This window comes from Lentzea tibetensis, assembly GCF_007845675.1.
In the GTDB taxonomy this organism is placed as follows: Bacteria; Actinomycetota; Actinomycetes; order Mycobacteriales; family Pseudonocardiaceae; genus Lentzea; species Lentzea tibetensis.
On record NZ_VOBR01000001.1, the window covers coordinates 412,858 to 431,997 of the forward strand.

16 protein-coding genes and 3 pseudogenes are annotated in these 19,140 nt (G+C 66.8%); 7 read left to right on the forward strand and 12 right to left on the reverse strand.

Annotated elements, in window-relative coordinates; translation table 11 throughout:
* Positions 1-16: 16 nt before the first annotated feature.
* From FKR81_RS01845 to FKR81_RS01855, 3 genes are all read right to left on the reverse strand, one after another.
* Positions 17-745 carry an ABC transporter permease gene (locus tag FKR81_RS01845; RefSeq protein ID WP_235921198.1) on the reverse strand — a complete coding sequence of 243 codons (729 nt, stop codon included), beginning with the start codon at positions 743-745 and terminating at the stop codon, positions 17-19.
* A gap of 185 nt (positions 746-930) precedes the next feature.
* On the reverse strand, positions 931-1,851 hold the full coding sequence (locus FKR81_RS01850; RefSeq protein ID WP_146349105.1) for an ABC transporter permease: 921 nt from the start codon (positions 1,849-1,851) through the stop codon (positions 931-933).
* The gene (locus FKR81_RS01855; RefSeq protein WP_146349106.1) at positions 1,851-3,335 is read right to left on the reverse strand and encodes an ABC transporter substrate-binding protein; all 1,485 of its coding nucleotides are present in this window, start codon (positions 3,333-3,335) and stop codon (positions 1,851-1,853) included. Before FKR81_RS01855 ends, FKR81_RS01850 begins: the two co-directional genes overlap by 1 nt.
* A gap of 102 nt (positions 3,336-3,437) precedes the next feature.
* Between FKR81_RS01855 and FKR81_RS01860 the strand changes: the two genes are divergently transcribed.
* The gene (locus FKR81_RS01860; protein WP_146349107.1) at positions 3,438-4,172 is read left to right on the forward strand and encodes an SDR family oxidoreductase; all 735 of its coding nucleotides are present in this window, start codon (positions 3,438-3,440) and stop codon (positions 4,170-4,172) included.
* Here the strand turns inward: FKR81_RS01860 and FKR81_RS45540 are convergent.
* Positions 4,156-4,479, reverse strand: a complete 324-nt coding sequence (locus FKR81_RS45540) for an ABC transporter substrate-binding protein (protein ID WP_268891504.1) — start codon at positions 4,477-4,479, stop codon at positions 4,156-4,158. The genes FKR81_RS01860 and FKR81_RS45540 overlap by 17 nt on opposite strands.
* 94 nt (positions 4,480-4,573) lie before the next feature.
* Positions 4,574-4,924: pseudogene (locus FKR81_RS45545) on the reverse strand (ABC transporter substrate-binding protein); the annotation flags it as partial.
* Between the two features lie 122 nt (positions 4,925-5,046).
* On the opposite strand from FKR81_RS45545, the gene FKR81_RS01870 reads away from it, so the two are divergent.
* The 4 genes and pseudogenes from FKR81_RS01870 to FKR81_RS01885 all read left to right on the forward strand — a co-directional run bounded on the left by FKR81_RS01870 (position 5,047) and on the right by FKR81_RS01885 (position 10,178).
* Complete coding sequence (locus FKR81_RS01870) at positions 5,047-5,397, forward strand: hypothetical protein (protein ID WP_146349108.1); 351 nt, start codon at positions 5,047-5,049, stop codon at positions 5,395-5,397.
* Between the two features lie 39 nt (positions 5,398-5,436).
* Positions 5,437-6,223 (forward strand): annotated as a pseudogene (locus tag FKR81_RS01875) (lysine 2,3-aminomutase); the annotation flags it as partial.
* A 212-nt stretch (positions 6,224-6,435) separates the two neighbouring features.
* On the forward strand, positions 6,436-6,621 hold the full coding sequence (locus FKR81_RS01880; RefSeq protein ID WP_146349109.1) for a hypothetical protein: 186 nt from the start codon (positions 6,436-6,438) through the stop codon (positions 6,619-6,621).
* A 752-nt stretch (positions 6,622-7,373) separates the two neighbouring features.
* Positions 7,374-10,178, forward strand: a complete 2,805-nt coding sequence (locus FKR81_RS01885) for an AfsR/SARP family transcriptional regulator (RefSeq protein ID WP_146349110.1) — start codon at positions 7,374-7,376, stop codon at positions 10,176-10,178.
* 186 nt (positions 10,179-10,364) lie between these two features.
* Here FKR81_RS01885 and FKR81_RS44810 read toward each other — a convergent pair.
* Positions 10,365-10,451: pseudogene (locus FKR81_RS44810) on the reverse strand (YegP family protein); the annotation flags it as partial.
* Between the two features lie 2 nt (positions 10,452-10,453).
* Entirely contained in the window at positions 10,454-11,557 is a 1,104-nt protein-coding gene (locus FKR81_RS44815; protein ID WP_146349111.1) for a Kelch repeat-containing protein, read from the reverse strand.
* Between the two features lie 645 nt (positions 11,558-12,202).
* Here FKR81_RS44815 and FKR81_RS01900 point away from each other — a divergent pair.
* Both FKR81_RS01900 and FKR81_RS01905 read left to right on the forward strand, forming a co-directional pair.
* Complete coding sequence (locus FKR81_RS01900) at positions 12,203-12,406, forward strand: hypothetical protein (RefSeq protein ID WP_146349112.1); 204 nt, start codon at positions 12,203-12,205, stop codon at positions 12,404-12,406.
* 7 nt (positions 12,407-12,413) lie between these two features.
* Positions 12,414-13,412 (forward strand): ABC transporter permease, encoded by a 999-nt coding sequence (locus FKR81_RS01905; RefSeq protein WP_146349113.1) that lies wholly within the window; start codon positions 12,414-12,416, stop codon positions 13,410-13,412.
* On the opposite strand, the gene FKR81_RS01910 is transcribed toward FKR81_RS01905, so the two are convergent.
* The 5 genes from FKR81_RS01910 to FKR81_RS01935 all read right to left on the reverse strand — a co-directional run bounded on the left by FKR81_RS01910 (position 13,409) and on the right by FKR81_RS01935 (position 18,669).
* Positions 13,409-13,606: a response regulator transcription factor gene (locus tag FKR81_RS01910; RefSeq protein ID WP_146349114.1), complete on the reverse strand. Its 198-nt coding sequence runs from the start codon at positions 13,604-13,606 to the stop codon at positions 13,409-13,411. The genes FKR81_RS01905 and FKR81_RS01910 overlap by 4 nt on opposite strands.
* A gap of 127 nt (positions 13,607-13,733) precedes the next feature.
* The gene (locus FKR81_RS44275; RefSeq protein ID WP_222598136.1) at positions 13,734-14,501 is read right to left on the reverse strand and encodes a helix-turn-helix transcriptional regulator; all 768 of its coding nucleotides are present in this window, start codon (positions 14,499-14,501) and stop codon (positions 13,734-13,736) included.
* 921 nt (positions 14,502-15,422) lie between these two features.
* Positions 15,423-16,661: a vanadium-dependent haloperoxidase gene (locus tag FKR81_RS01920; RefSeq protein ID WP_146349115.1), complete on the reverse strand. Its 1,239-nt coding sequence runs from the start codon at positions 16,659-16,661 to the stop codon at positions 15,423-15,425.
* A gap of 399 nt (positions 16,662-17,060) precedes the next feature.
* Positions 17,061-17,768: a helix-turn-helix transcriptional regulator gene (locus FKR81_RS01930; RefSeq protein ID WP_186762695.1), complete on the reverse strand. Its 708-nt coding sequence runs from the start codon at positions 17,766-17,768 to the stop codon at positions 17,061-17,063.
* 556 nt (positions 17,769-18,324) lie between these two features.
* Entirely contained in the window at positions 18,325-18,669 is a 345-nt protein-coding gene (locus FKR81_RS01935; RefSeq protein ID WP_146349117.1) for a hypothetical protein, read from the reverse strand.
* Between the last annotated feature and the right edge of the window lie 471 nt (positions 18,670-19,140).

The following is a 19,140-nucleotide window of genomic DNA, read 5'->3' on the forward strand; positions in this document are numbered from 1 at the left end:
GTCCCCGGTGCGGGGATCACCGGGTCCGCCGATCGGCGAGCAGGCTGAGCCCGAGCGTGAACGCGACGATCATCCCAGCCGGCGCGAGCACCGCCCACGACTGCAACAACAGACCCTGGCGGTTGTGCGAGATGGCGACCGCCCAGTCCGCCGCCGCCGGGCTGAGCCCGAGCCCGAGGAAGTTGGCCGACGCCACCAGGAACACCGCCAGCGCCACCCGCGTGCCCACGTCCGCCTTGAGCGGTCCGAGCACGCTCCGGCCGATGAATCCGACTCGCGCCAGCGACTCCCCCTGCAGCCACATGGCTTCGACCACCGGACTGCTGGCGGCGTCGAGCGCCGCGGCGCGCACCAGCCGCGCGACGGTCGGCACGTTCAGCACCGCCACCGCCAGCACGACCGCTTCGGGACGCCACACGACGACCACGCTGATCACCAGGAGGGAGGGCATCGGGAGCAGCACGTCCAGCGGTCGCATCAGCACCTCGTCGAGGACGCGGTTGGACGCCGCCGCGAGCCCGATCGCGCCGCCCACCAGGTATGCCAGCGCGACCGCGCCCACCGCCACGCCGAGCGTGCCGCCGCCTCGCAGGAGTTGGGTGAGCACGTCGCGGCCGAGGCCGTCGGTACCGAGCAGGCCGTCGGCCGCGTAGGGCGGGCCCGGTGGTGGGTGCAGGTTTGTTGCTACGGCTGGACCGAAAACGGCGACGCACACCGGGACTGTCAGCAGCAGCCATGCGAGCACGGCGCCAAGGCGCACTGCCGGTTGAGCTGCACTCCGGAGCCCATACTTGTCAGGGGTCGCCGCTAGGCTCGGATTCGGGGGGTCGTGATCTCCCGCTCGGGCAGGAGCACCCCCCGAATCGAGCCTACTCGGCACCACCGACAGTTCCGTCGCCTCCGTCGCCTCAGACGGCTTAGGCTCGCGGATCATCGGGCCACCTGCCTGCGGGGCACGAGCCGGTCGCAGACGAGATCGGCGACCAGGTTGATCAGCAGCGCCGCCACCGCCAAGAACAGGGTGATGCCCTGCACGACGGGCACGTCACGCGACCGCACCGCCGCCACGAGCTCGGTGGCCAGGCCGGGTATCGCGAACAGCGCCTCGACCACCAGCACCCCACCGAGCAGCGCGTCGCCGGTGCGGGCCAGCTCCTGCACCGCGGGGACGGCGGCGTTCGGCAGGATGTGCCGCAGCAGCAACGGAACCGGCCGCACCCCGAAGCGGCGGGCTTGGACCACGTAGTCGGCGGACGCGGTGGCCACCATCCCGGCGCGGACCTGGCGCGACAGCAGGCACACCGACCGGCCGAGCAGCACGAGCACCGGCAGCACCAGCACCGCGGGCGACGCGGACATCCAGGTCGCGGGCAGCCAGTCCAGCCACAGCGAGAACACGGCGATCAGGACCACCGCGAGCACGAAGTCCGGGATCGCGCTCAGCCCGACGGTCACCACGGTGATCAGCCGGTCCCAGCGACCGCCTGCCCGCGCGCCCGCCACGCCGCCCAGCGTCACCGCGAGCGGGATGACCACCAGGAGCGTGGACAGCGTCAGCAACGCGGTCATGCCGACGCTGGTCCCGATGACGGACGTGACGGGTCGTCCGCTCACCAGTGACGTCCCCAGGTCGCCGCGCACAACCCCGCCCAGCCACGCCGCGAAGCGCTCGACGGGTGGTGCGTCGAGGCCCAACCGCGCACGAAGGGCGGACACCTCGGCCGCGGACGCGTGCTCGGCGAACCGGACGTCGGCCGCGTCGCCGGGGAGCAGGCCGGTCAGCGCGAACACCAGCACCGCGAGCACGGCCAGTTGCACGAAACCCAGCGCCAGGCGCCGAACCACGTACATCAGGCGAACGACACGCGGTCGAAGCGGGCCCAGTTCAGGGTGTTCGGCGGCGCGGGCACGACACCGCGCACCGACGGCGCCACCGCGTTGATCCAGTTCGGGTGGCCCCACGCGATCAGGCCGCCCTCGTCGTGCAGGATGCGTTGCAGTGCGCCGTACTGAGCCGTCCGCGTCGACGGGTCGACCACGGCCGAGGCCGCGGCGAACGCGGCGTCGAAGTCGGGGCGCTTCCACGCCGTCGCGTTGAAGGCGGACGACGACAGCAGGCGTTGCGTCAGGTACTCGGGGATGGGCATGGCGCCCGAGCGGTGACTGCCGAGCGCACCGGTCGTCAGCTGGTCCTTGAAGTACGTCTCGGCGGGCCCGTTCACCACGTCGACCCGCAGTCCGGCCTCGCCCGCCTGCTCGGCGAAGAGGGTCGCGGCCTCGACGAAACCCGGTGAGGCGGACGAGGTGTAGAGCTCCAGCGGCGTGTTGAGCGCGCCCGCCTTGCGCAGCAGGGAGCGCGCCTCGTCGACGTCGCGCGGGCGTTGCGGCAGGTCCGGGTAGTAGCGGTAGCCCTTCCCGAACAGGTCGTTGCCGACCACGCCGCGCCCGGCGAGCACCACGTCGACCATGCGCTGCCGGTCGGCGAGCAGCTTGAGCGCGCGGATCACGTCCGGCGCGACCTGGTCGGTCTTCACCGCGATGGCGTGAGTCGTGCAGCCGGGTGTCTCGATGATCTGCACGGACCCGGCCGCACGCGCGAACGTCGGGGTCATGTCGTGGGCGTAGTCGGCCTGGCCGCCGCGCACCGCGTTGCCGCGCGCGTCGGTGTCGGCCGACAGCACGTGCAGCTCGTCGACCAGGGGCGCGCCCTCCCAGTGCTCGGCGAACCGGCGCGCGACGAGCTCGCGGCCGGGCGTGAACGACCCGAAGCGGAACGGGCCGGTGCCGACCGGGGAGCCGGGGTCGAAACCCGCGCGGACGACGGCGGTGCCTGCCACGGCGAGCAGCGCGGGCAGTTCCGCTGCGGGTCGCGAGGTCACCAGTTCGACCGTGCGGGGATCGACGGCCCGGCACCGGCCGAGGTCGAGGACGGACAGCGACGCGCGGCCGATGCGGCCGGGCACCGCCGGATCCAGCACGCGCGCCAGGCTGAACAGCACGTCGTCCGCGGTGAGCGTCGCGCCGTCGTGGAACAGCGCCTCACGCAGCCGAATTCGCCACACCGTCGCGTCCGAAGTGGACTCGAAGTCCGACGCGAGCCGCGGCACGGGCGCGAGGTCGTCACCCAGCTCGAAGAGCTTGTCGAACATCGCCTTGTGCCTGGCCTGGTCGACGTACAGGTTCTGCGCGTGCGGGTCGAGCGTCTCCTTCGCGCCGCCGCCTGCGAAGACCGCGCGGAACACGCCGCCCTGCCCCTTGTCCGGCGAAGCGCACCCCGACAACAGGGCGGCACCCGACAACGCGAGGAAGCCGCGGCGGGTCAGGGCGTGGTTCATCAGAGGTCCTCCCAGTAGGTGTACCGAGGACCCTAACGAAAACGATTGTCAGTTTCAAGAAGTCTGGGTTTTGCCTAGAACCGACCCAGTAGGCTGCCCGGCGTGACTGGTGTGGCGGTGGTGACGGGTGCGGGCTCGGGCGTCGGACGCGCGGTGGCGGAGACGCTGCTCTACGCGGGATACCGGGTCGCGCTGGCTGGACGACGGCGCGAGACGCTCGAGGAGACGGCGAAGGGCGACGGCGTCCTCGTGGTCCCGACGGACGTCACCGACGAGGCGTCGGTGAAGGCGCTCTTCGACGCCACGCTGGCCGAGTGGGGCCGGATCGACGTGCTGTTCAACAACGCGGGAACGAACGTCCCCGCGACGCCGGTCGAGGACTTCACCGTCGAGCAGTGGACGAAGGTCGTCGACACCAACCTGACCGGCGTGTTCCTGTGTGCCCGCGAGGCGTTCCGGGTCATGCGCGACCAGGACCCGCAGGGCGGCCGCATCATCAACAACGGCTCGATCTCCGCGACCACGCCGCGCCCGAACGCGATCGCCTACAACGCGACCAAGCACGCCGTCACCGGCATCACGAAGTCCCTGTCGCTCGAGGGCCGCCGGTACGGCATCGCGTGCGGCCAGATCGACATCGGCAACGCCGCGACGCCCATGACCGAGCGGATGAGCCAGGGCGTCATGCAGGCCAACGGCACCAAGGCGCCCGAGCCGACCATGGACGTGCAAAACGTCGCCGACGCCGTGCGCTACATGGCCGGGCTTCCGCTCAACGCCAACGTGCAGTTCATGACCGTCATGGCCACGACCATGCCGTTCATCGGACGCGGGTGAGCGCGACCTCCAGCTGGTCGGCCAGCTTGTTCATGATCTTCGCGTAGCCGGCGCAGCTCATGGGCGCGACGGCGTCCCACTCGGCGAACCGGTCCCCCGCCGCGGGCAGTGCCGCGAACACGGGGTGCTGCTTCATCTCGGCGGGCTTGTTGGACGCGCGCCGGGTGTCCCACATGATGATGTCCGGACTGTAGAGGCCGGCGTTCTCCCAGGACAGCCGCTCGAAGTAACCCTCGGTGTCCGGGTTCGCGCGCGTGGTGATCGGCAGGCCGAGGCTGACGTAGCAGTCGAGGTCGGGCGCGCGCATGGGCACCGCGACGAAGTAGCCCTGCGTGGTCCCGCCGGACCGCGAGCACCGAGCGTCCCTGCGACTTGAGCTTCGCACCGATGTCCCGAATGCGGCCGGACGCCTTGGCGAACGCCTCCTCGTCTGCCTTCACGCGCGCCGAGTCGACGTCACCACCAAGTGCGCGGGCCACGTCGCGATAGCGGGAGATGGTCTCCGGCAGCGCCTTGCCGGACTGCAGGACGCCGACCGTCGGCACGATGTGCCGCACGGCCTTCTCCTGCTCGTCGGTGAGGTGCCACAGGACAGCGAACTCGGCGTACTTGCCGCTCACCAGCAGGTCCGGCGCGAGACCGGCCACCTTCTCCCTGTCCAGCTCGCCGTAGCCGCCGCCGGTGACGTCGGTGACCGAGCCCGGATCGATGCTGCCCGCCTCGGCCTCGGCGGTGCCGTCTTCGCGCTTCAACGGGCCGAAAGTGCCGACGACGCGAACATCTTCTTCTGCAGAATTCCCCCGGCGACGTTGTCGATTCGCGGGTTCCCGCTTCGACGTCTCAGTAGAAGGAAGAACAAGCTGGAGGGGACGTCATGAACGCAACGCTCGCGGACCGCCTGGTCACCGAAGACCGCGCAGAGGACGTCGGCCTGCTGGACCCCGACGACCGGCTCACCTGCCACGTCCACGGCCGGTGGATCCACCAGTGCGTCTCCTCCCCCTTGCACATCAACCAGATCACCCGCCACCGCTGGTGCCGCGACTGCTCCACCGAACTGGGCGTCGTTGTCGACGAGTTGTCTCGCGACGTCGCCATGATGTGCCGCCGGTGCGGCGGAGGTGGCAGCGCTGCCACCTCCCGGCTGATCGCAGCCTGCCGCAAGAGCCTGCGAGCCGTCGCAGTCGAAGCCGGCCGCGTCAGCCCGCTCACCGCCTGCGCGTGACCTTTGACCTTCGTCACGGCAGCCTCGGTTGATCACTCCTGCCCGCGGTGCTGCGGCCATTGCACCCGCATGACCTCGTCGGCAACTCGACGCCGCTGATCGACAAGCACAAGCTGTCGCTGAAACCGGTCGACCGCCAGGACCAGATGATCGACTACCTGAAGCGCACACCCGGCGTCCGCGACGTCGTCGTCTCCGGCGGCGACGTCGCCAACGTGCCGTGGCCGCAACTCGAGTCGTTCCTCATGCGCCTGCTGGACATCGACACCGTCCGCGACATCCGCCTCGCCACCAAGGCACTCGCCGGCCTCCCCCAGCACTGGCTCCAGCCCCGCGTCGTCGAGGGCCTGGAGCGCGTCGCCCGCACCGCCTCACGCCGCGGCGTCAACCTCGCGATCCACACCCACGTCAACCACGCCCAGTCCGTCACACCCCTCGTCGCCGAGGCCGCGCGCACCGCACTCGAAGTCGGCGTACGCGGGAAGCGAACATCCTGCCGTACTACTTCTACATGTGCGACATGATCCCCAACGCCGAACACTGGCGCGTCGCGGTCTGGGAGGCACAGGAACTCCAGCACGCGATCATGGGCTACCTGCCTGGGTACGCGACGCCGCGCATCGTGTGCGACGTGCCCTACGTCGGGAAGCGCTGGGTGCACCAACTCGCGTCGTACGACCGTGAGCTGGGCATTTCGTACTGGACCAAGAACTACCGGACCGGGATCGAGCTCGAGGACCCCGAGGCCCTGGACCGCCAGTACCCCTACTACGACCCGATCTCCACGCTCGGCGAGACCGGCCAGAACTGGTGGGCCAACCAGTAAGTCGGGCGATTTCGGCCGGTCGCGGAGCTGCTTCCACGACCGGCCTCCGCATGCCCGTTTCCGCAGGTCAGGCCCATCACGTCGCATTGCGTCCCGTTGCGATTTTCTCTGACGGCCTGTAGACGACCTGATCAAGCCACAGTGGACAGTCTATTGTGTTCTAGATACGGGCAGGTTTTGGTACTGCGCATGCGAGAGCGCAGTACCACGAGGTGATCCACTGCGACGTCAACACTCATGTGCTGAACAATGCTGAAGCCCACGAGCACGCCGTCGCGAATGTCGAACTCGTCAGCGACCTGCGGCGCCACTTGAATGATGAGCAGCGCCGCATCGCGGAACAACAGGACGAACTGGCCGCCACGGTCGCCGTAGTCGGAAACAAGTACGCCACATAGGCGCCGGAAGTGGCGGTCCGGACGATCAGTCGGCGACCGGAGCCGGGCATGACTTCTTGTCACGCCCGGTACTCCACATACGCCGTGAACTGCGGTGTCACGATGAAGGAGGCTCAGTCGAAGTAGCCCTGCTCGACGTCGAGCGCCAGCACTCGTTTCGTGGAGGCCGGGCAGATCGCCGTTGACTCCGACGTGGTGCCGCGCCATGGACCGTAGAAGGTTCCGGTCTTGGTGGCAGAGCCTTCCTTGTACTCGCACCTGATCCAGGCACGATGATTCCAAGTCGGCTCCCAGTAGCAACGACTTGTCGCGGCCCAACGGTACGTCGAATCGCGGAAGGCCGAACAGGGCAACGCTCCCGTGGAACTCCTCGACGCAGCACCTACTACGTAGGACGGGGCGGCAGTCGATGCGACCTTGGAGGCTGACCTCTCCAGCCGCCCAGCAGGCGACTCGGCGCTGGCAGCACCGCCACAAGTGATGATGGTCAGCAAGATTCCAGTGGGCAAAGCAAATCCGTGTTTCATCACAGTCCTTGTCGAGTCGGATGGATACCGAGTTCACAGGCGGCCGCCGGTGGATCGTCTTGAGGTGAGGCGGCGGCCCGCCCCCTGTAGTTCATCGGGCCGCCACCTCGATTCGTATGGTGCGCGGCCGTTCGTGTGAATCTCTTGCGAGGTTTCTGCATCGCGCTGGTCAACCCGCTATCCCGCCCTGTCCTCTTGGCAGGGCGGTGGCCAGCGGGGGCGGGTATGGCAGTGGAATTGGGTCTGCTGGGTGAGGTGACCGCGCACGTGGATGGGCGGGCGGTGGAGTTGGGGACGCCCCGGCAGCGGTGTGTGTTGGCGGCGTTGGCGGTGGACGTCGGCCGGGTGGTACCGGCGGAACGGCTGATGCAGCGGGTGTGGGGTGCGGACACGCCGCGGCGGGGGCGGGCGACGTTGCACAGCCACATCTCGCGGCTGCGGCAAGTCCTACCGGCCGCAGACGGCGTGGAAATCGTCCTGCGCTCAGGCGGCTACGCCTTGGTTGTGGACCAGGAGGTCCATGCGGTGGATCTGCACCGGTTTCACGACCTGTGCGCTCGCGCCCGCGGCACCGACGACGACAGGCAACGGGTTGCGTTGCTGACCGAGGCGCTGGCGTTGTGGCGCGGGGAGCCGCTGACCGGCTTGAGCGGGGAGTGGGTACATGCCGAACGCGACCGGATGCGGCAGGAAGTGCTGGCCGCCGGTCACGACCTGGTCGACGCCCGGCTGCGCGTCGGCCACGGCGAGGAGTTGGTGGCAGAACTGTCGGTGCGCACCGCCCAGTACCCGTTGGACGAGCGGGCGGCCGGGCAGTACCTGCTTGCCCTGTACCGGGCCGGGCGATCAGCGGATGCCTTGGAGCATTACCAGCGGTTACGCGAAAGGCTGGTCGAGGAACTGGGGGCCGACCCCGGTGCCCCGCTGCAGGAGCTGCACCAGCGGATCCTCGCTGCCGACCCCACGTTGTCCGCTCCACCCGGCAGCCAAGTGGTCGAGCCGGTGGTTGTCGCCCGGCAGTTGCCCGCCGCACCACCGCACTTCACCGGCCGTGATACCGACCTCGCCGCCCTGACCGCCACCCTGGACACGGCGAGACAAGGCCGAATGGTGGTGATCTCCGCGATCGCCGGCGCCGGTGGTATCGGCAAGACGTGGCTGGCGGTGCACTGGGCGCACAAACAGCGCGTTCAGTTCCCGGACGGGCAATTGTTCGTGGACCTGCGCGGCTTCAGCCCGGACAGCGAGCCGATGGCACCGACAGTGGTGGTGCGCGGGTTCCTCGACGCTCTGGGCGTGGAGCCTGGCCGGATCCCGGTCGAGCCGCAGGCGCAGGCCGGGTTGTTCCGCAGCCTGGTCGCGGACAAGCGGATGCTGATCGTGCTGGACAACGCCGCCCACGCCGAACAGGTCATGCCGCTGCTGCCGGGCGGAGACGCGTGCACGGTCGTGGTGACCAGCCGCAGAACCCTGACCGGTCTGGTTACCCGGCACGGCGCACACCACCTGACCCTCGACACGCTCAGCAGCGACGAGGCCCGCACCCTGCTGACCCAGCGGCTCGGGACAGCGCGGGTGACAGCCGAACCAGAGGCGGTAGCCCAGCTGGTCGACTTGTGCGGCGGATTCCCGCTGGCGCTGGGCATCATCGCCGGCCGCGCCCTCACTCACCCTCGAGCCCCGTTGGCTGTCTTCGCCGCGGAACTACGCGACTTGGGCTTGGGTGCATTGGAGGACGACGACCCCGCCACCGATCTTCCCACGGTGTTGTCCTGGTCCTACCGAGCATTGACCACCGAGCAACAGGTTGTGTTCGGGCTGCTCGGCATCGCCCCCGGCCCGGACATCAGCCTGCCCGCCGCCGCCAGCCTCACCGGCCTACCCCCGGCGCTGATCGGGAAGGTGCTGCGGGGCCTGGAAGAAGCCTCGCTGCTCGGCCGCGACGCACATGGCCGGTACACGATGCACGACCTGATCCGCCGCTACGCCACCGACCACTCGGCCCACGACCTCACCGGTGGGCAGCGGGATGCGGCACTGCGCAGGGTGACGGACTTCTACCTGCACACCGCGTTTGCCGCCGACCGCCTCCTGGACCCACATCGCCAGTCGATCGAACTCGCCCCTCCCTGCCAGGACTACCACCCCCGTCTGTTGGCCGACCAGGACGCCGCGACGGCGTGGCTCACGGCCGAGCACCCCAACCTGCTGGCTGCTCAACGCCTTGCCGTCGAACAGGGCATGCACACGGCTGTGTGGCAACTCGCCTGGGCTCTGGACACGTTCCACAACCGACAGGGGCAGCCCCACAACAGACGCGCGATGTGGCGAGCCGGGCTTGCGGCCGCCGAATTCCTCGGCGACGCCACGACCTGCGTTCTGGCTCACCGTCTCCTCGGCGGCATCAGCCTCTACACCGGACAGCACGACGAGGCGGTGGAGAACCTGACCCGAGCGCTGGAGCTGGCCGAGCACATCGACGACCGTCTGGCCCAAGCCCATACCCACCACGTGATCGCCAGGGTTTGGGAGGAGCAAGAACAGGACCAAAGAGCACTGCACCATGCTGTCCGCGCCCTGCACCTGTTCCAAGGGCTGGATCAGCCGGTGTGGCACGCTATTGCGCTCAACGCGGTGGGCTGGATGCAGGCGCGGCAGGGCGACTACGAGCCCGCCCGCGCCCACTGCGAAGCCGCGCTGGACGTGGCTCGCACCCACCGCCTGCATCACGAAGTCGAAGCCGCCACGCTGGACAGCCTGGGCTACATCGCCCACCAAACCGGCCACCACACCACGGCCTTGAGCCACTACGAGCACGCTCTCACCCTGTATCGGGATCTCAGCGAGACCTACTACGCGGCCGACACGCTGAACCACCTCGGCGACATCCACCACGCCCTCGACCTGCACGACCAGGCGCGGTCGGCGTGGCAGGAGGCACTGGAGCTTTACCGAGCACAACAACGCGCCGACGAGGCCGACCGCGTCCAACAGCAACTCGATGCCCTCGACCACAAGCCACTGAGCTGACGTCTTCGCCTCGGTGCACGGATCGCCAACACAGCGTTGCCTCGGGGTACTAGCACCACGGCGTCTGTAGGCGACGACACCGGAGCCGACGTCAGGCGGTCTGATCAACCAACGTGGCGCCCTCAGCCGCCCCTTAACCGCCTCAGTGCCCTTGATCGCCGCAGCCTTCGTCTCGTAGGCCTCGCCAGTCGCAACGATCTCACCGTTCCCTGCCTTGAACCGGAAACGGAACTTCCCCTGCTTATCCCGATACACCTCGAACTTGCCAACCACTGCTACCGGAGATCGCGGGGTTTGAGGGACAAGGCATCTACATCCGCCAGGTATCTGGGTGTGCCGCCGACAGGACTACCGCCGCCGATCGCGAGAACCGTGCCGTTCGGTTGGACGGCGCAGTCATGTGAAACTCGCCCGACCGGCAGCAGGACATCCAGCAGCGTCCACCGGCCGGTGTGGAGATTGAAGACCTCGGAGGTACGTCTGACCTTGACGATTTCGCCGTCCGCGTTGTGCTCGATACCGCCGACGGCGAGGACAACACGTTGGTTGCCGACCACGGTCTCGACGACACAGGGCAGGTAACGGGACTCGCGCATCGGGTTCATAGTGCGCCAACTGTCGGACCTGGGGTCGTAGCGCTCCACCGTGGTCAGAGTCTGATTGCGTTCGTCCCGACCTCCGATGGCGTACAGATAGCCTCCCGACGCGACCAGTCTGTGCCGATCACGAGCCGTGGGCATCGGGGCGGCCGACCTCCAGACGCGTCTTCTGGGATCGTAAACGATCATCGAGTTGGCGAGTTCGTCTTCGCCGTTCGCCAGCAGGACCCCACCACCGGCCACGTAGAGCAAGCCACCCAGGGCGGCTACACCGGCCGCAGCGCGTGGCCGGGGAAGTGGCACGCCGTTCGTCCAACGACCTGACCTCGGGTGGAACACCTCCACGACGTTCACCACTGTGTTCGTCCGATCGAACCCACTGACCGCGTAGACGAGCCCTCCTACCTCGGCAGTGGCGTGGTTGGCGCGCGGAGTCGGCATGGGTGCTGCTAGATCACGCCACGTCCCGATGCCGGTCCTGCGCCGGGCTTCGACTACGTCGACCAAAGGGTCCCCGGCATCGAACCCGCCGATGGCGAGAATTTGGCCGCCCACCGTGGCCACTCCCAGGCCGACTCGGGCTCTCAGGAGAGGAGGCTGCGACGTCCACCGGGTCGGACTACCCGCATGGTCGTCCGAGGTGCCAGCCCCTCGCGCCGGCCGAGCGGCTAATATCGACGATGCGGCGAGTGCAGCGACGACGAGCACGGTCGCGAATCCCGGCGCAAGGAGTCGCCTCGTAGTGTCCGAGCTGAGAGGTCTACCTGGCCAGTTCAGCATGATCCTTACTCCTCAGAAGCTGCATTGACGCACAAAATGGTGACATCGATTGACAGGCAGACAGCACAAGCCTTTCACACCGAATCAGGCCAGGCGGTGCCAACAGTCGGACAACTGCGATCGCGAGAACTGCTTCCTCAATCGCCGACGTCTAACAATTAAGTTGGCGCCACCAGGTCGCCGCCACACTAGGGGCCTTCGACCCCTCTTGGGATATTTGTAGCTTGCAAACTCTGCGCATCGCAGATACGCGAGCATCTTCTTAGCCATGTCAAGTGGAATCATTTGCCGCTTCTGTCGCCCGCGCAGTCCTCGCCGCGCTGGCGACTGCGACGCTCACCCAGAACACTGAGATGTCGGAGCCAGCCTGGTATCCCCCGCGGGTCACGTCGTCAGCCACTCTGCCGGGCGGGGCTGACCGTCGTCATCAGCATGACGCTGAGATGACCGTGCGCGACGCGTTGGCGTTCCGGCGGACAGCCGCCTTTACCCCGTGCTGGGCGGCGATCAGGAACTGCCACTCCCCTCACCTCGGCGATGTCACGCTCCTGCCCGGATCATCAGCCAACTGAATACGCCTGGAGGCGAATTCCCCTGTCGGCACACCGAGCGGAGGCTCATCGTGTCGAAAGGGAGTTGAGCGTCATGGCAACGATCACGCAGTCGAAGTCCGTGCAGTTCTACCAATTCCTCGTGGCGGTGCTCGGAGTCGCGCTCGCTGCCGCGACCGCGATGGCGATCTACTTCGCCGTCCAGCGCACGACCGAGGTGGTTCCGCAGGACGACCACGTCACCGTCGCACCAGCGAGTCCGGGGCCGAACTGCTCCCGGCCACTCGTTCCGTGCTGACCACGTCGTGGTCGCGTATCTGATCCGTCGTCTGTTGCTGGCCGTCGGCACGTTGCTGGTCGGCAGTTTCCTGTCGTTCCTGCTGGTCGCCTCCGCGGGCAACCCACTCGCCGAACTGCGCCTGCGGCCGGGAGCTACCGAGGCGCAGATTCGTGCCCTGGAGGCCGAACTCGGCGCGGACGGGCCGGTCGTCACGCGGTACTGGACGTGGCTGACTGGCTTCGTCCGAGGCGACTGGGGCCGGAGCATCGCACTGACCCAGGCGCGGGCCGAGGTCTACCCTGCGGTGATGGAAGCGGTGTCCATCACCGCTCGCCTCGTCGCCGGCGCGGTGGTCCTGGCGCTCCTGCTGGGCGTGCTGGTGGGCGTGCTGCAAGCGGTCGCCCAGTACTCGATCTTCGACTACGTCGCGACCGGGCTCGCATACATGATGTTCTCGATACCGCTCTTCTGCGTCACAGTGGTGGTCAAGACCTACGGGATCAAGGTCAACGACCTGCTCGAGTTCGTCGGCATGGGCCGATGGATCACTACGGCGGGTTCACCGAACACCGGATTCACCGGGACCGCGGTGGACATGGTCTACAAGTACACCGGCACGCTCCTGCTGCCGACTGTCAGCCTCGTGCTGATCAGCTTCGCGGGGTACAGCCGGTTCCAGCGCGCGTCCATGCTAGAGGTGCTGAACTCCGACTACGTGCGCACCGCCAAGGCGAAGGGGATCTCCCAGTCGAGGGTCGTCGTGCGGCACGCGCTGCGCAACGCGCTGATCCCCGTGTTCACGATGTTCTCGATGGACTTCAGCGGGTTCCTCGGTGGAGCGATCATCGTCGAGACCGTGTTCGGTTGGCCGGGTATGGGCAACCTGCTGGTGAACTCGGTGCGGCAGTACGACCCGCACATGCTCATGGGCTGGCTGATGGTGACAGCGACCATGGTCGTGCTGTGCAACCTGGCGGCGGACCTGCTCTACGCCGTGCTCGATCCAAGGATCCGCGTCACCTAGTGCGGCGCGACCACGCTCAGGTGGGACAGGACAATCGCTGCGACCTCGGCCCGCGTACGCACGCCCGTGCGGTCGAAGATGTGTTCCATGTGCTTGCGGACGGTGCTGACCGAGATGAACAGCTCACGCGCGATGTCCGCGTTGCCGCGCCCCTGGGCCGCCAGCGTGAGCACTTCCAACTCGCGGCCGCTCAACCGAGGAACGGGCTACCTGCACCGCTGTGGTGGTCACGGTTCTAGTAGTACGTGCACGGTAGGAAATCCTCCCCACCAACCAGTACCCATCGAACAGTCCGCCCTCGATCCCAGGGGGCAGGATCGTCTAGTGAGGGTCGATCACGCTCAGGTGCGGCAGAACGAGCGCCGCGGCTTCGGCCCGCGTGCGCACACCTGTGCGGTCGAAGATGTGCTCCAGGTGTTTGCGCACGGTGCTCACAGCCACGAAGAGCTCCTGGGCGATGGCCGCATTGCTGCGCCCAGACGCCGCGAGACGCAGCACATCCAGCTCGCGGCGGCTCAGTTGCGGGACGTTTCGCCGGCGCCGTTGAGTGTCGAGGTAGACCTCGTAGAGGTGCGGCCTCAGAAGCTGGACGAGCAGCCGTTCCCGTTCTCCGAAGTCACTTCCGTCGTCACGCCAGAGTTTCACGAACCGGCTGCATCCTGGTGCGGCGGGCAACGCGGCTTTCATGCCGTGCTTCGCCCCCTCGATGGAGTACAGCTCCGTCCATATCGGAGTCGCGTGCAGCTCGGACGTCGTGTAGAAGTCCGACCATTTGACCACGGCGCTGAGGCTGCCGCCGTTGTTGTGGAAGTCGCATGGCAGGAAACCCCGTGATAGCTCCCAAGAAGGATCGTCCGCGTCGTCGAAGTCGACTCCGTAGAAGCGGTCACCGTCGGCCGCGCCTTGGAACGTCAACGTGTTCGGTCGTCGAAGGTCCAGATCGCAGAAGTTGACCGCATCGCACCCGATCAGGTCGCGGAGCCCGTCCAGTACCGCCCAAGGCACCCCAGCCGTCGGCTCGTCATTGCGGCCCGCGTCGATGATCTCCATCAGGGCGCGAAGATCCTTCTCCGTCAGGGAATCAGCCATCGTGCTTCACCGTCGGTCCACCACTGCGGATCGCCGCACTCGAGTGCGGTACAACTACATGTGAGGGAGTCCTGCCAAGGCAGCCGGTACGGGTCGTTGCGTTGGTGGACGTTCTGATCCAGCACGTGTCTTCGCCTCCCTCCGCCTCTCGGTGTTGAACCGACGTGCGAGGCGAATCGAACTCCGTGAAGTCGACCGCAGCGCGACTGATGGCTTCGCGTCGTTCGGCTCTTGACTCCTTCCTCTACGAACGTCACGAGAGAGGGTGAGGGGCCCTGTGGGCGGTGTGGGCCATCGGCAACTCTCCTGACGTTACGCCGCAGCGCACCAGACAGGAATACGCCTAGAAGCGAACGTCGGAGCAACACTCGCGAGTGTTGCTCCGGAAGAACATCTGGGCAAGGCCAACGTGACTCTATGGCCGTGGTGGTCACGCTTCGCCGCCAGGACCGATCCATGAAGCAGTATGATCCGGCGAAATTCCATGGGAAACAGGAAAACGGTCCGCCTCGCGGCGATCGCCGCAGTTGCCGTTCTGACGCGACCCGTCATTCCTACCTACACCGTCCACAATGCACTCGGCGACCACGAGACCGCCTCGCGCCTCAGCCCTTCGCAATCAGGGGATCCCATGGCACACAACGCCCAACGACCACTACTCGACCTGTCAAGCGCAGATGGCAGCCCTGCACCACTGTCATCTGCGAGCGATGCGAGAGCGTTAAGCGCCATGGTGTGAGCCCAAGGTAGTTCGACGGTGCGCGCATGGGCGCACCGTCGCAGTGTCTACCTCTGGCCACAGCAACACGTGGTGCCGGTGACCACTAGCGCCCATATCGGCGTCAAGTATCTCGCCATGGCCTGCCGCGAACGCCGTGCTCGCGTGAACAAGTCGGTGCTTCCCAAACTGAGGTGAGCTTGCTACCGGGCCGGCCGGAAGTGGTGTCTGATGGTCCAGTCGGACACCTGGTGCCCCAACTTGTTCCCGTCGATCATCGCTTTGCGGAAGTGGATGCCGAGCCAGATCCTGGCGTTCATCGTCTCCACGTCGAGCTCGCGAGCGGTCCGGAAGTGCTTGACCGTCGAGGTGACCGAGGAAGACACTTCCAGATCAAGGGATCTGCTCCCGAAGAGGTGGCCGAACGTGTTCGACGCCGCTCCGCTGATGCAGGCATGTCCACTTGTGTAGTCGGGGTATGGCGGAGTCTGTACCAGTGGCGTCCAGCTGGCGTCGGTCGTCCGGATCGCCGTGATCGGGCGCCAGTAAGCGTAGTCGTACTTCGCGCGCCAGCAGGAGACCAAGGCATCTGCCGTGGCGGTGTTGAGCAAGACGAAGGCCCGCGCGCTGTGCAGGATGCCGAGTCCACGACGAGTCACCTGGTCGCGCAGAGCCACCTGGTACTGCAGCACCACATTGGCGTTCCAGAACAGCGCGGTTTCGGTCTGCTGTGCGGTGCGCGACGATCCCTCCTTCGCACCGTAGGCCTTCACCTCCGCGAGGTCCCGCGCGTAGGCCTTGGTGTGGAGCGCGTCCGGGCCGGGCAGCCGGATCTGCGTCGGGGAGCGAAGTGCCAGAGGTGTGACGAAACCCAGCCAGGGCACGGCCATCGGGGCGAACGCGTCCGGGGTTGGGCGCCACACGCCTGGGTTGGGGGCCACGTCCAGTGACACGTTCGCGTCACGGCCGTCGTTCTGCCGCAACCGGATCAACGTGGCCGCCGCGATCTCGCCGACCCGCTTGCCCTGCTCCAGTCCGGCACCGGGTGGAATACCGGCCAGGGAAGCCGCGTAGTCGGTGGAGAGTTTCTCTCCGGACGCGGGGAAGTAGTGGCTCAGCACCCGATACGCGGCGGTGGCCGCCGCGGCCTCGGACGAGGCTCTGGGGTGGGGACGTGGCTGTTTCGTGTACGGCTCGTAACCGCCCTTGATCGTCACTACCGCGTCGTACACAGCGATGGAGACGAACCCGAAGTACAGCCCTGACGCCGGAATCGGCGTCGCGTTCTCGGTGAAGATGGTGCGAGCGGCGATCGTATTCCACTCGGTGATTACAGCCGGGTTGGCCATGGTGACCTGTGATTCGGCGTGACTCGGCGCGACCGAGAAGCCGACAGCGGTGAGGCTGGCGATGGCAAGAATTCTCGATAATCGAACAGGCATAGTTCCTCCAGTTAGAGTCCGCGCACCAGCATGCACCCGCATGAAGAGCAGGGCTATTCGCCTGAAGGCGTATCCATAGACTGTCCTCAGTGGACAAAGGGTGCCGGAGATCCGTGATGGTTACATAGCGGTGTCCGCTGCGGCACAAGAGCGCGTTGCTTCGCCGACAGCTGACCGGCCCGATCTGCTACGAGCCCGCAGACCGATTCTGGTTCGCAGCCCTGTCACGACTGAGACACTTTCGCGCTAGCACGAGATCTTCCCGGTCTCTCACGCTGGCATCGCAAGTTCATCAAGTACGACCCGCACGTGCTGACAGGCTGGCTGAGGGTCTCCGCGACGATGGTCGTCCTGTGAGTCGCCTGCCTCCTGCACGTCACCATCGATCCACGGTCCACATCACCTGACGTGCGGCAACACCAATGCGGCCGCCGCGGCCCGCGAGCGCGCGCCAGTGCGGTCGAAGAGGTGTTTCAGGTGCTTGCGGACCGTGCTGACGGCGATGAACAACTCATCTGCGATGGACGCATTGCTCTGCCCTTGCGCGGCCAGCAGCAGGACGTCGAGCTCCCGTCGGCTCAGCTGGGGCACACCGCCCCGCTTTCGTTGCACGTCCAGGTAGATCTCGTACAGGTGCGGCCGGAGGAGCTGGAGCACCATGCGGTCGCGCTCGGTGAAGTCGGCGCCATCGAATCGGTCGATCAGGATGCACCGCTTCCGGCCGGGCGCGGTCGCCAGTCGCACCAACATCCGGTGCACCGGACGCGAGCGCATGTCGATGACGTACGGCGTGGCCGCCAGTTGTGGCTGGGTGTAGAAGTCCGAGTACATGACGATACTTCTCGTGTCACCAGTGCGGTCGGCGTAGCCGCACGGAAGAAAATCGCGCCACAGCACCCAGTACGGATTGTCGGCGTCTCCAACGTTCTGCTCGAGCTCGCGCTCGCCGACCTGCACCCACTGGTCAGTGAGAAAGACCTTCTGCGGCGCGTCGACCTCCACAAAACCGACGGAGTCGCATGGAATCAACCTGCTCAACCCGTCGAGCACCGCCCACGGCATCACGCCGTCCGGTTGGGCGCGCCGCCCTTCCTCGACGAACGTCACGAGTGAGCGACGATCCCTGTCCGAAAGGAGTTCTGTCATCACGGCCTCCTGCTAGACCAACGCTACGCCGCGCGACATCGCACAGGAATACACCTCAAGGCGAAGACTCGGGTCGGCGTCCAGAGAGTTGTAGGCCCACGGTCGCGCATGGATCCCCACACTGGGCTCACTCGAGGCTGGGCCGGCCCTGTGGAGTTCGATCACCATCGCCGCCGCGATGGGTCGACCGCAGACCGACTCCTGTATATGCGACGACGTACCGGTGATTCTTATGCGGCCTGGATATGGGTTCATCGTCTTCACGTACTGCGATCCCGTGCGCGGTCGCAGATGGCGCTAGAACGCCTCTCGCCACCACCGAATGCGATGTGGCCGCCCTGCAGGTGACCGAACAGTAAGCCCAAGACCGTCGAGCAGTTCGGCTCGGAGAAGACACAGGTGCGGATGCCATGTTGGCTAGCACCAGGCAACACCAACTGGCGCGCCGAAGGTATCGGGGCGCACCAGACCAGGTGCGCCCCGATCGTCGGACCGGCGGTCGGTCAGGAATCAAAGGTCAGGAGATGACAATGTGCACGAAGGCGTTCACGGAGTTCCGGCACTGACCGCTGGTGCCATCGTCGTGCGAGTAGTAGCCGTTGTCGGAGTAGCCGTCGTCCTCGTAGCCCAGGATCAGGCTGCCGCCCCGGCCACCGACCACGAACTGCCTGCCGACGACGTTCTGCAACCGGACCAGGTGCGCGGTCGCCCCTGGGATGGTGATCAGGCCGTGGTAGAGGTCGTTGTCAGAGGCAGGATTTACATATCGCTTCCAGGTGCGCCCGTGCCCGCCGGTCTGCACGCAGCCTCCCGCGGTGACCGTGACGTGGTCGCCACGAAGGAACGTCAAGGGGTACGCCATCTGGGCCTGGTTCACTACCGGTTCAGTGACCGTGCAGTCGATCGGCAGCGTCGCACCGAAACAACCAGGGCTCAACTTCAATGCAGCTGGCAGCACTTCGGGCGTCCGGCGAACGTTGCGGTCGCCCGGCGACCCAGGCTGAGCAGCATCTGCTCTGGCGGTCGATCCTGGATTGGGGGTACCCGCGGCCGAGGTCGTGGTAGCCGGGCCGATCGAGGCGATCGCTGCCGTTGCGACGACAGCGGCAATCGTGATGCGCATTCTCATGTGAAATTCCCTCGGTTGGACATGACGAATAGACCAGAATCGTTGCTTCAACCACATCGGGGAACGCTCGAAGATCCTTCGGATTGCCTGCGGGTTCGTTCTCGTCCGTGTCGGCGACGAACAACACTCGTGGCGTTGTTCTTGATGTTGTTGCGTTGCACTCCCCGCGGTACGAGGGTGCATGCAGAGACATGGAGAGGTCTA

Coding starts and splice junctions, on each gene's coding strand:
- FKR81_RS01900 (WP_146349112.1), top strand. CDS start 12,203: ATGGCAACGATCACGCAGTCGAAGTCCGTGCAGTTCTACCAATTCCTC.
- FKR81_RS01920 (WP_146349115.1), bottom strand. CDS start 16,661: ATGCCTGTTCGATTATCGAGAATTCTTGCCATCGCCAGCCTCACCGCT.
- FKR81_RS01850 (WP_146349105.1), bottom strand. CDS start 1,851: ATGTACGTGGTTCGGCGCCTGGCGCTGGGTTTCGTGCAACTGGCCGTG.
- FKR81_RS01870 (WP_146349108.1), top strand. CDS start 5,047: ATGAACGCAACGCTCGCGGACCGCCTGGTCACCGAAGACCGCGCAGAG.
- FKR81_RS44815 (WP_146349111.1), bottom strand. CDS start 11,557: ATGCTGAACTGGCCAGGTAGACCTCTCAGCTCGGACACTACGAGGCGA.
- FKR81_RS45540 (WP_268891504.1), bottom strand. CDS start 4,479: ATGCGCGCGCCCGACCTCGACTGCTACGTCAGCCTCGGCCTGCCGATC.
- FKR81_RS01885 (WP_146349110.1), top strand. CDS start 7,374: ATGGCAGTGGAATTGGGTCTGCTGGGTGAGGTGACCGCGCACGTGGAT.
- FKR81_RS01935 (WP_146349117.1), bottom strand. CDS start 18,669: ATGGCGTACCCCTTGACGTTCCTTCGTGGCGACCACGTCACGGTCACC.
- FKR81_RS01855 (WP_146349106.1), bottom strand. CDS start 3,335: ATGAACCACGCCCTGACCCGCCGCGGCTTCCTCGCGTTGTCGGGTGCC.
- FKR81_RS44275 (WP_222598136.1), bottom strand. CDS start 14,501: ATGGCTGATTCCCTGACGGAGAAGGATCTTCGCGCCCTGATGGAGATC.